The organism is Oleiphilus sp. HI0117, assembly GCF_001635235.1.
On the sequence record NZ_LWGA01000659.1, the window covers coordinates 1 to 10,874 of the forward strand.

A 10,874-nucleotide genomic window follows, 5' to 3' on the forward strand; every position below is an offset into this window, starting at 1 on the left:
CTAGCTTCAGCGTAACAGAAAAATAATACTCAATGAACTGCGACTGACCATTAAATATGCCCTATTCTTTTCAGCCTAAGTTTTTCCTCTCTTTGTTTTGCACCCTAATGATGCTTGTTTTTTGTGCTTTGGGCCTTTGGCAATTGCAACGAGCTGATGAGAAACAGCAAACCCAATCCGAGCTTGAAGAATTGAGCATGCTGCCTCCCAGAAACTTAAACCTACAAAGCAACCATCTTAAATCGGCCTCCAAAGCCCTTGCGACGGGCCACTACCTAGTTAATGAGCAATTCTTATTAGACAATATTGTTCACAAGGGCAAACCAGGCTACTACCTAATGAGCCCTTTTTTACTAAGCAATCGAGATGAAGTTATTTTGGTGAACCGCGGATGGCTGGCCAAACAGCAAAACGGACTGCCTGAGTTCAAGACGCCAACTGAGCAATTAAGTTTACGCGGCATCCTCGCTCTACCACGCTCTAAGCCAGTCATCCTTGGGAGTATCGATCACCCTATTTCTGCTACGCCACCGCTGTGGTATTACATGGATATGGAAGTTTTTCAGCAGCAAAGCAGCTATAAAGCTCTTCCTTTAATTTTGCGACTTGCGCCCGAACCCGATTCAGATTTCGTGAGAGACTGGCCTAAATTCCAAGCAAAGTCCGGGATGCACATTGGCTATGCAATTCAGTGGTTTGTTTTCGCATTCTTTGTTTTAATAGCCCTTCTTGGTATTAATTTTAAAAGCAAAGCCAAACCTAATAAAAATAATAGTAACAACTAATGGTGATTAAATGAGCAACCCTTCGGTGCCAGTAAATAAGCCTTCTTTTGATAAGCCACAAAACCCCACCCTTTTTAAGCGCCTGGTTAATCCTCTAGTTATTATGCTGGTGCTGTTTGGCTTCCCTTATATCGCATCCTGGTATTTTATGAATAGCGAAGGTAGCTTTTCTGTGGGTGACTTAGGAAATCATGGACAATTAGTCTCCCCCGTTTTACCAATTGGCGAGTACTCACTCAAGACAAGCGCTGGCGAAATACTTTCGGATAAAAGTTTAGCCGGAAGCTGGCGTCTATTTACGGTGAGTTCATCCTGTGAACAATCTTGTCAGGATACGCTTTTAGTCATTCGACAAGCCAGGAAATCAACAGGAATAAACCGCAAGGTCGTCAAACCCATTCTATTACTAAAAACTCCCGAAGCATTAGCACCCTTTAAAGTAGACCTTACACAAGCCTTTCCTCAGTTAGCAACAGTGAGCTCGGACAGCCTTGATGCCAAAGTGCTGATCAACACATTTTCTCAAACACATGCTCAGGTCGAAAATAGTATTTTCATGGTCGACCCCTATAACAATCTAATGATGTATTACCCTGAGGGCGTGGAGCCAAAGCATTTAATGGAAGACTTAGAAAGGCTTTTAAAGGTTAATAAACCCAAGCTGTAATAAAAACATCTTTATTCATGATCAATACCCCTCAATAAAAATAATAGAGACGACATGAACAAACTCTTTTTCAGAATCAGCCTGGCCGCCTGTGCGCTGGCTTTATTTGTGATAGTGCTGGGCGCATACGTTCGTCTGTCTGATGCCGGATTGGGCTGTCCAGACTGGCCGGGATGTTATGGCACGCTCATTGCCCCAAGTGATAGCAATGACATTCAAGCTGCCAACGAAGCCTACCCGGAACGCCCATTTGAAGCCGACAAAGCCTGGAAGGAAATGATTCATCGTTACTTTGCCAGCACTTTGGGCTTATTAATCCTGGCAATGGCAGCTATTGCGATTAAGCGCAGAAAAGAACAAGGTCAGCAACTCACGCTTCCCCTAATTCTACTCGTAGTCGTCTGCTTTCAAGGCGCACTAGGGATGTGGACCGTCACCATGCTACTAAAACCCGCAATTGTTACGCTTCACTTGCTTGGGGGAATGTTAACTTTAGCCCTGCTTTGCTGGGCGATGCTAAGTGATCGACAACAAAAACCTGCTATCGTTTCCCGAGGCCTTAAGAACTGGGCCATATTGGCACTCGTCGTAGTCTATTGTCAGATAGCACTCGGGGGCTGGACCAGCACTAACTATGTCGCGCTTCATTGCTGGGATTTACCAACCTGCCAAGGTAAATGGTGGCCAAATACCGATTTCTCTGAAGGCTTTACAATTTGGCGAGAACTCGGTGTTGATTACGAAGGTGGTACGCTTTCGCTTGAAGCGGGTACGGCGGTTCATCTGACACACCGAATAGGAGCAGTAGTGACACTCCTAGTTGTCGGCACTTTTGCCCTTTTCCTGTTACGATTTTCAAAAGGCCCAGGCCAGCAAGGCACAAGAAACTTAGCCATTTTACTGTTAGTTCTCTTGTGCGCACAGATAAGCTTGGGCATATTGAATATCATACTGGTTCTTCCAACTGCGATAGCTGTCGCACATAATGGCGGTGCTGCATTATTATTGTTGACTATCGTCGCAATTAATCGGAAGCTAAGCACTGATAAACAAAAAAATACCTAGCATCTACGCTCAGTTTTCTTAAACAACGGTTCATAAAAGCTCAGGCAATGCTAGAAGAAAAACAACAAGGCATGTTTTATACGGCCGTTGTCTTGTGTGAAGAATATAAAAACAACAAAGAGAGTTCACAATGGCAAACACTACCGCACTTGCACCCGCAAGCGCCATATCATGGCGCCAGTACCTCGAGCTTTGTAAACCCAATGTGGTTTTACTTATTGTTTTTACCGCCATCGTTGGGATGCTTTTATCCTCCCCTGGCATGGTGCCCCTCGACACCTTATTCTTTGCCTCGCTCGGCATAGGTATGGCTGCAGCTTCTGGCGCTGCAATCAATCACTGGGTGGATCAAAAAATTGATGCCACGATGGAGCGAACCAAGGGACGCCCCATTCCGACTGGAGGCCTGTCATCCAAGGCAGCTCTGAGTTTTGCGCTAAGTTTGTGCGTACTCTCTATGGCGATTTTACTTGCGACAACGAACCAGCTTACCGCGCTACTAACCTTCATCTGCGTTATTGGCTATGCGGTCATCTATACTATGTTTCTTAAACGCTCTACCCCGCACAATATCGTTTGGGGTGGTGCTGCCGGTGCTGCACCGCCGATTCTTGGCTGGGTCGCGATGACAGGTGAAGTTAACACCGAGGCCTTGTTATTATTTCTCATTATCTTTATTTGGACGCCACCACATTTCTGGGCACTGGCCATTCGCCGTCGCGATGATTATGCAAAAGTTGATGTCCCTATGCTTCCGGTGACTCATGGCATTCCTTTCACCAAGGTACAGGTATTACTTTATACTTGTATGCTTCTTGCCGTTACGCTGATACCCTTTGCCATACAAATGACCGGCTTAATCTATCTAGCCGGGGCGGTAGCCTTAGGGTTGGGCTTTATTTATCACGCTTATAAGCTATATCGCTGCAGTGCTGACCAACACGCAATGAAAACCTTTGCTTACTCAATATTCTACCTAACGGCCTTATTTGCATTTCTGCTCGTCGATCATTACATACGACTGGTAATACGCGGATAGAAACTGATTAGATTTCGCAAAGCAGCCAGTTCAACGTATAATACCTGCCCTTTTTCATTTCGCCCTATTTACGCATAGGGCTGTTCGGAACACTGGCAGGTATTACGCTCCATGCAAGACTTTCAAATCGACCAATACGACTCCCTGTTGGACAACAAAGCCGCTCAAGTACGTGAGCAGTTCCTGCGTTTCTCTGCACCAGAATTGGAAGTCTTTGCCAGTGAAGTTGAAAATTTCCGCTTAAGGGCCGAATTCAAGATTTGGCACGAAGGCGAACGATGCTTCCATGCCATGTTTGAAAAAGGGACCAAGAACGCGCCAATTGAAATAACTCACTTCCCCATTGCTAGCAAAGCTATCACTGAGCTAATGCCTGTCATGATGGAAGAGATCAACCAGTCACCTCAACTCAAGCATCGCCTGTTTCAGCTTGAATACTTGAGTACACTTTCAGGTGAAATGCTGGTCACTCTGATTTATCACAAACAGTTAGATGAAATCTGGATAAAAGAAGCCAAGCGTTTGAAAGAAAAGCTTGGTATTCACATCATCGGCAGAGCCAGAAAGCTCAAACTACTACTCGATCAAGACTATGTTATTGAAACACTAAACGTCGACGGAAAAGCACTTCGCTATAAACAAATTGAAGGTGGTTTTACTCAACCAAACGGCAAGATGAACGAAAAGATGCTCAGCTGGGCCCGAAGCTGTGTCGACGGCAATAAGGGAGATTTACTTGAACTCTATTGCGGCAACGGGAATTTCTCTATTGCTATGGCCGATAAATTCCGTCGTGTATTTGCCACAGAGATTAGCAAAACCTCTGTCAAAGCAGCCAATGACAATAAAGAAATGAACAAAATCGATAACGTTGATTTTGCACGCGTCAGTGCCGAAGAGTTTACCGGACACATGAATGGCACCCAAAAACGCCGTCGTTTGAAAGACCTCAACCTAGAAGAAACTGACTTTCAAACAGTACTCGTTGACCCCCCTCGCTCCGGCTTGGATGACGAGAGCTGCGAAATGATCAGCCATTATCCAAATATCGTCTACATTTCCTGTAACCCAGATACCTTGGAACAAAACCTGGAGCAGTTGAGCAAAACGCATGAGATCAAGCGTTTGGCCATGTTTGACCAGTTCCCCTATACCCAGCACATTGAGTGCGGCGTTTACTTATCAAAAAAGTAGCCCTATAACATAATGAGCCTACCTAAAGCTGATGAGTTTTAAGAGAGGCCCGAAACTTGCATCATACCTTTGTGATAAGTTATTAGTGCTAATAATGTACACAAGTTTGCCGATAATAGTCTGACCTTAGTTAAACCACGACAAAATAAGCTATCATCGATAAACATACTTGCATAAACATAGCGCTATAAGGTCAATATTCGACAAGCACTAAACTAGAGCCTTGCTGTCATCTATTGATAAAATATACAAAAAGTAAATATATACGGCCCTATGCAAATATCCGCTACTAACAAGAACCTTACCTGCTTGTACTGCCTTCTTGCTTTGTGTTTAGCAATGTTGTCGCCGTCTCTAAGCGCTGGTGACACCTACTACACAGATACAGACAACGAAGATAACGCAAGATCAGGAAGCTCTGATGATGACATAGGTCGTATTCTTTCTGACACGTCGTTGAACTACCCGATAGAGTTCAACATAAACCTGACAGGCAGTCTTCCGAGCACCTCTGCTCAGCTTCTTATTAACGCTCACGACATCGATGAAGAATTAGGCCAAGAGGTGTCGATTTCTATAAACGGCAACGACCTAGGGGACCTGTCCGGCGTCGCAGATGAGGACAGCACCAATATTTTTAACGTGCCAATCGGGCAAATAGTTTCCGGGAACAATATCGTCGAAGTCACCATAGCAAACCCTTGGGCCACTCGAGTCAATTGGGGACAATTACTTATCGATGAAGGGGATGATGATAGCTCTGAATTCATCAATATTAGCCTGTCCTCTATTGATATAGATAGTGGCACCGTCACGCTAAACCTAGATACCGAAGTACTGACAACCAGAGAGGGTGCCTACGGGCTAGAAGTAAACCTTGTCGACCAGAACGGTACCATGCACAGCCAAGCCACTGAAGACTTTCCAGGGCTTGTAGGGCAAACTCAGACTAGAACAAATAGTGTTTCATATCAGTTAGATGAACCGAGTGGCAACTTTCTAATTGAAGCTCACCTGTTTTTCCAGGAAAGCGGCTTTGACCTTCAGCAAGATTATGCCTCCACAACGTATTCACACATACAAGACTCCGGGCCTGATCAACTTCCTGCCAACGCAAATTTTTCACTTATCTCTGCAAATAATGCAAGCATCGTCGCCAATGGTAGTGCCACCACTACAATCACTCTGGATGGCTACGACCTAAGCAACAGACCAACGGCAGTAAGCGGCCAAACAGTGTTATTTTTCACGACAGCGGGGTCCATAAGCACAAGCACCGACAATGGAGATGGTAGCTACAGCGCAACGCTTACCGCACCTATTAGTATTGGCACAGCAACTATCAGCGCAACACTTGATGGTGCAACCGTTAGCGATACAGCGGCTGTCTCCTTGATTGCAGATACGCCTTCCATAGCGACCTCTCGCATCAATGCCGATACTGCTAGCCTGCCAGCAAGTGGCCTGGACACGAGCGTCATTACCGTTCAGCTTTCAGATATAAACAATAATGATTTGGCACGCGGTGGAAACAGTGTCGACATTACAGCCGATATTGGCAGCGTCGGGCCGGTCACCGATCTTGGCAATGGAAGCTACACTGCAGTTTTAACGAGCAGTACGACTGTCGGGACAGCCACCATCAGTGCAAGTCTTGAGGGAAGTACAATTGTGGATACAACCAGTGTTGAGTTCACCCCACTACCCGCCTCCATGAGCGATACTTTAATCACCGCTACGCCAAACACGCTAACGGCTGATGGAAGCACTACTTCAACTATTTTGCTCCAGGCTATTAACGTGCTTGGTAACGGATTAAACTCAGGCGGCAGTACCGTTAGTTTCGCGGCCAGTATGGGCAGTATCGGTGATGTCACCGACTTGAATGACGGTTTTTATAGCGCAACCTACACCTCCCCCACCAATACCGGTGTCGCGATCATTAGCGCCACCTTTGATGGTGAAGATGTTATTGACACTGAAATGATCAACCTTCAGGCAGGAGCGCTACTCGCCTCTAGCGGCGTTATTACCAGTCTCGATGCTGCCGTCATCGCTAATGGCTCCAATACTACAACTATCACAGTTCAAGGAAGCGACGTCTTTGGCAATAGTGTCGAAGTGGGTGGCGCCACGGTTACTTTAAATACCAATTTTGGTAGTTTAGGCGCGGTAAGCGATATGGGAGATGGCCGCTATAACGCGACTCTACTGGCTCCAGCCACAACAGGCACGGCAGTGATTACTGGGACTATGAATGGCCAAAGCCTTGTCGATACCGCAACCGTTCAATTTGTACCGGGCCCGGCAAGCTACCTGAACAGCACACTAAACTCATCATCACCTGTTCTGACGGCTAACGGCAGCGACACCGCCACCCTCACACTTCAAGCCATTGACCTGACTGGGAACTATCTTACTTCCGGTGGTGACACCGTCATTATTAACTCAACTGCCGGCAGCCATAGCTCCGTGAACGATTTAGGTGACGGCACTTATCAAGTCATCTTTACCGCAGATGAAACAAGGGGCGTCGCAGTAATCACAGCAGAGTTAAACGGTGTACAGCTCTCCGATACCGCAAGCATATCTATGATTCCCGGTAATGCCGACTACTCTAACAGTCAAGTTAACAGCAGTCTGAGCCAAATTGTTGCAGACGGCCAAACCCTTAGCCAAATCACTGTCGAAGCAATTGATGAGCATGGCAATGCTCTAACAAACGGAGGAGATATTGTCACCATTTCCAGTACCTTAGGCAGTGTTGGTGATGTGACAGATTTAGGCGATGGTCGATATCAAGCCTCGCTACAAAGTGACACCACGGTCGGTACCGCGACAGTATCCGCGACGATCAACTTCTCGGAAATTGCTGATGTTGCCTTAGTATCGTTCATGTCGCCCCCCACTATCGATGATCTGGCAAGCCCGTCGCCTTTACCTACTTTAACGGGAACATTTCCTCAGATGACCGGAGCAAGCTTTTCAGTCGGCGTCAATCATATCAACTACACACTCGGCGATGGCAACCTAAGCTCAGACGGTTCAAATTGGAGTATTACTATTCCAACCGGAAATGAGCTAGCCGATGGGACTTATGATGTCACAGCGCAAATCACCGATATCGCCTCACAGATAAGCTCTGATACCTCGATTAGCGAACTTCTTATTGATACTGTAGTACCCACAATTTCATTAAATATTTTGCGCTCAGCTGATAGCAGCAATATCCTAACGTTTCCGGTCTCAGGTCGCTGCACAGAAACAATCGACACTATTACTATCACCGTTACTGATGGACGTTCAAACTCTGTCAGCGAAAGCGATATGAGCTGCTCTCCCGCTACCTCAAACGAAGGTAGCTTCAGCACTGAAATTAACCTAAGCAGCCTTCAAGACGGCGACATCACTATTAATGCAAGTATCGCTGATCGAGCTGGAAACCAGGCAACTGACCAAGATAGTGTTAGTAAAACCGCTTGTGCCCCAGATAATACTGTTGAAATTTGTGATAACGATAGCGATGGTATTTCAAACGGTGACGAGATAAGCCTGGGTCTCGACCCTGATTACTACGATAGTGATGGTGACGGCATTAGTGATCTTGAAGAGCTAGGGGCCGATCTCAGTTCACCATTTGACTCGGATGGAGATGGCATTCTCGATGCCTTGGATACTGACTCGGATAATGATGGCATTAACGATGCTGGAGAGCTGGGAAGCGACCCAAACCTTCCTCAAGATAGTGACAACGACGGCACACCTGACTATCGAGATCGAGACTCAGACAATGACCATATTCCTGATTATCTCGAACATAAGTTTGTAGCTGAAGATTTTGATAATGACTCTATCCTCAACCACCTTGATTTGGACAGTGATGGAGATGGCCTCCCCGATGCCATTGAAAATGGCGTCGCATTGCACCTCGACTCGGATGACGATGGTATCGATAACGGCTTTGACGTCGACCTGACTGGAGGAGAAGACCTCAACCTGGATGGTATTGATGACGCGATAAGTCTTTTGGATAGCGATGGCGATAATAGCTACAACATCTTTGACCTGGACAGTGACAACGATGGTATGAATGATGAACTTGAAGCTGAGTTAACTGCCAGCTTAGACAGTGATGGTGACGGTATCAATGACGCCTACGATGTTGACAGCACCGGGGGCATCGATACCAACCTGGATGGTATCGACGATATCATTAACCCACCAGACACTGACGATGACGGCTTTCCGGATTATATCGATCTCGATAGTGACAATGACGGTTTTACAGACGTGGTGGAATCAGGTGGTACCGATAACAGCCCTATTGACGGTATTCATGACACTCCCGATTCGCAAACAAGCTCACCTACCGATACTGATGGCGACGGTTTGCCCAACCACCTTGAGCTTGAAAGTGGTGATAGCACAAATGATGGTAATGGGCCTTTCGACATTGATAACCTGATCGTGCCAATCCTCGATGCCGACCAGGATGGGCAAATCGACCCAATGAGCGATACCGATGGCGATGGCATTCTCGACAGTGTCGATGAAGACCCGACCAACTTTGGCTCATCCATAGACATTGATGGTGACAGTATCACTAACTCTGACGATCTAGACGATGATAATGATGGTATTCCTGACATTATTGAAGGGGACTTCACTGTCGATACCGATGCTGACGGACAACCTGATAAAATTGATTTGGATAGTGACAATGATGGTTTAACTGATATAAGAGAGTCGAATTCAGGACTAATTGATCTGGACAGCAACGGTGTAATCGATACAGTCGTTGATGCAAATGCAGATGGCCTAGACGATGCGATCACGTCAGCTTTTGCCGTGTCAGACACTGACAACGATGGTGTACCCGATTTTCAGGACCTTGACTCGGACAATGATGAAGTAACGGACCTTCAAGAAGCGAATCTTCCGGGTACGGACCTTAGTGAGATTGACAGCGACAATGACGGTATGGTTGACCTGCTATCATCATCGTCAGGCTTAAGCAGTCATGTTTTCTCTACGCTTATCGATAGCGATGAAGATGGAACTGAAAACTACCGGGACCGCGATAGCGACAATGACGGCTACCCTGACGGCCTGGAAAACGGTGACTTTGATAACAACGGGATTATCGACCTTGCCGAAGATGACGACACTGGTATTAGCACAGCCAAAAGTGGAACAGGTGGCACCATTAATCCCCATCTAGCATGGTTGCTGCTTTTACTTCCCTGGCTTTATAAGAGCTACAGAGCAATACAACACAAGCATGCTTTCTGGATGGCGATAGTTTTTTTACCTCTGCTTATGCATGTAAATGATGCCTCGGCTGACAACAATAATCAGTGTGCTCAGGAGCTAAAATTTGACGATTTATCAGAACTCTTATTTCAACCCTGTTGGTATGTATCCGCCGGGCTAGGTTATAGCTACTTGGCCCCCTCTGGAGAAAGTAACGGCTGGTCAAGTAATGACAAAAGTAGTATTGGCTTTAGTTTCTTGGCTGGTCGCCATCTCAGTGAAAAATGGGCACTGGAGTTAGACTATTCTTTCCTGGGGGAAGCGGGCTTAAAAAATAGTAACCCCACCCTAAATGCAAGTCTAGATGCGGCGATTAGATACCGAGCCCCAAGTCTAATGATTGCATATCGATTCTTACCCCAATATAAGCCTTTCAATGCCCACTTCAAACTTGGGGGAACCTGGCTCAATACAGAAGCAACAGACTCGCGTATTGGCTATGAAGAAGAGTCAACTGTACAAGTTACCTGGGGAATCGGTGCTTACTACAGATTCACCGATAGTCCCTGGTTCATCAGCTTTGACTATACCAATCATGCCAAAGATGCTCGCTTCAGCGGCTTTCATATAGGCCGTTATTTTGGCTTCAAAAAACACATTCCTAAAGTGGAAAAAATCGTAAGAACCCCATTTGAGAATCTACAGCTCCAACTCGATTCAGACCAGGATGGCGTGATAGACAAACTCGATGAATGTCCGCTATCGGATCGTGGAGTCGAAGTTGATAAAACAGGGTGCTGTACTGAAAAAGCAGGCTGTATCAGGATTCAGTAGTAATCAATAACGATTATTAGTTCTGTTTCTCATGAGA

General features: G+C 46.1%; 6 protein-coding genes. All 6 read left to right on the forward strand.

Going from position 1 to position 10,874, the window contains the following annotated elements:
- Positions 1 to 110 precede the first annotated feature (110 nt).
- The 6 genes from A3757_RS08720 to A3757_RS08745 all read left to right on the forward strand — a co-directional run bounded on the left by A3757_RS08720 (position 111) and on the right by A3757_RS08745 (position 10,837).
- A complete protein-coding gene (locus A3757_RS08720) occupies positions 111 to 785 on the forward strand; it encodes an SURF1 family protein (protein WP_068511305.1) in 675 nt (224 codons plus the stop codon).
- A 10-nt stretch (positions 786 to 795) separates the two neighbouring features.
- Positions 796 to 1,452, forward strand: a complete 657-nt coding sequence (locus A3757_RS08725) for a hypothetical protein (protein ID WP_068511308.1) — start codon at positions 796 to 798, stop codon at positions 1,450 to 1,452.
- Between the two features lie 54 nt (positions 1,453 to 1,506).
- Complete coding sequence (locus A3757_RS08730; protein ID WP_068511310.1) at positions 1,507 to 2,517, forward strand: heme A synthase; 1,011 nt, start codon at positions 1,507 to 1,509, stop codon at positions 2,515 to 2,517.
- Between the two features lie 130 nt (positions 2,518 to 2,647).
- Positions 2,648 to 3,556, forward strand: coding sequence for a heme o synthase (gene cyoE / locus A3757_RS08735; protein ID WP_068511312.1), 909 nt, complete (start codon positions 2,648 to 2,650; stop codon positions 3,554 to 3,556).
- Between the two features lie 111 nt (positions 3,557 to 3,667).
- Positions 3,668 to 4,750: a tRNA (uridine(54)-C5)-methyltransferase TrmA gene (trmA, locus tag A3757_RS08740; protein ID WP_068739447.1), complete on the forward strand. Its 1,083-nt coding sequence runs from the start codon at positions 3,668 to 3,670 to the stop codon at positions 4,748 to 4,750.
- Positions 4,751 to 5,089: 339 nt separating this feature from the next.
- Positions 5,090 to 10,837, forward strand: coding sequence for an invasin domain 3-containing protein (locus tag A3757_RS08745; protein ID WP_197469957.1), 5,748 nt, complete (start codon positions 5,090 to 5,092; stop codon positions 10,835 to 10,837).
- Positions 10,838 to 10,874: the final 37 nt, after the last annotated feature.

What these genes read in the sequence shown, in the direction of transcription:
- A3757_RS08720 (WP_068511305.1), top strand. Translation starts at nt 111, where the DNA reads ATGCTTGTTTTTTGTGCTTTGGGCCTTTGGCAATTGCAACGAGCTGAT.
- A3757_RS08725 (WP_068511308.1), top strand. Translation starts at nt 796, where the DNA reads ATGAGCAACCCTTCGGTGCCAGTAAATAAGCCTTCTTTTGATAAGCCA.
- A3757_RS08730 (WP_068511310.1), top strand. Translation starts at nt 1,507, where the DNA reads ATGAACAAACTCTTTTTCAGAATCAGCCTGGCCGCCTGTGCGCTGGCT.
- cyoE (WP_068511312.1), top strand. Translation starts at nt 2,648, where the DNA reads ATGGCAAACACTACCGCACTTGCACCCGCAAGCGCCATATCATGGCGC.
- trmA (WP_068739447.1), top strand. Translation starts at nt 3,668, where the DNA reads ATGCAAGACTTTCAAATCGACCAATACGACTCCCTGTTGGACAACAAA.
- A3757_RS08745 (WP_197469957.1), top strand. Translation starts at nt 5,090, where the DNA reads ATGTTGTCGCCGTCTCTAAGCGCTGGTGACACCTACTACACAGATACA.